This is a genomic window from Actinomadura rubrisoli (assembly GCF_004349215.1).
GTDB classification, from domain to species: domain Bacteria; phylum Actinomycetota; class Actinomycetes; order Streptosporangiales; family Streptosporangiaceae; genus Spirillospora; species Spirillospora rubrisoli.
In genome coordinates this window covers 1-815 of sequence record NZ_SMKU01000761.1, presented here as the reverse complement: position 1 = coordinate 815, position 815 = coordinate 1, and the positions used below count along the sequence as shown (strand labels likewise).

Sequence of the window (815 nt, the reverse complement as noted above, 5' to 3'; positions counted from 1 at the left end):
GGCGGCGGCGACGCAAGGGCGGGGTGACGCCGTCGGCGAGGCGGCGGGCGGTGACGAGGAAGCCGGTGTGGCCGACCATGCGGTGGTCGGGGCGGACGGCGAGGCCCTCGACGTGCCAGGACCGCAGCATGGTCTCGAAGGCGTAGGGCTCGGCGAAGGCGCCGTGGGCGCGCAGGTCCTCGACGACGCGGGACATCTGGGTGGTGGTGGCGATGTAGGCGCAGACCATGCCGCCGGGGATGAGGGCTTTGGCGACGGCGTCGAGGCATTCCCAGGGGGCGAGCATGTCGAGGACGACGCGGTCGATCTCGGTCTCGGTGAGGGTGTGTTCGAGGGAGCCGAGGGTGAGGCGCCATGCGGGGTGGGGGCCACCGAAGAACTTCTCGACGTTGGCGCGGGCGATGTCGGCGAAGTCGGGGCGCCGCTCGTAGGAGGACAGGTGGCCGTGTTCGCCGACGGCGCGGAGGAGGAAGCAGGTGAGGGCGCCTGATCCGGCGCCGGCCTCGACGACGCGGGCGCCGGGGAAGATGTCGGCCATGGCGACGATCTGGGCGGCGTCCTTGGGGTAGACGACGGCGGCGCCGCGGGGCATGCGGACGGCGAAGTCGGCGAGGAGGGGGCGGAAGGCGAGGTAGTCGGTGCCGCCGGTGGAGCGGAAGACGGTGCCTTCGGGGCTGCCGATGATGTCGTCGTGGGGGACGGAGCCTTTGTGGGAGTGGTAGTCCTTGCCGGGGTGGAGGGTGATGGTGTTGATGCGGCCTTTGGGGTCGGTGAGCTGAACCTGGTCGCCGGGCCGGAACGGGCCGTGGGGGATG

General features: G+C 72.0%; 1 protein-coding gene. It reads right to left on the bottom strand.

Annotated features, from left to right (window positions below; genetic code table 11):
* Window positions 1–814 (bottom strand): tRNA (adenine-N1)-methyltransferase (locus tag E1298_RS47335; protein ID WP_131903902.1); only part of this gene is annotated, 814 nt, incomplete at its 3' end.
* Window position 815 lies beyond the last annotated feature (1 nt).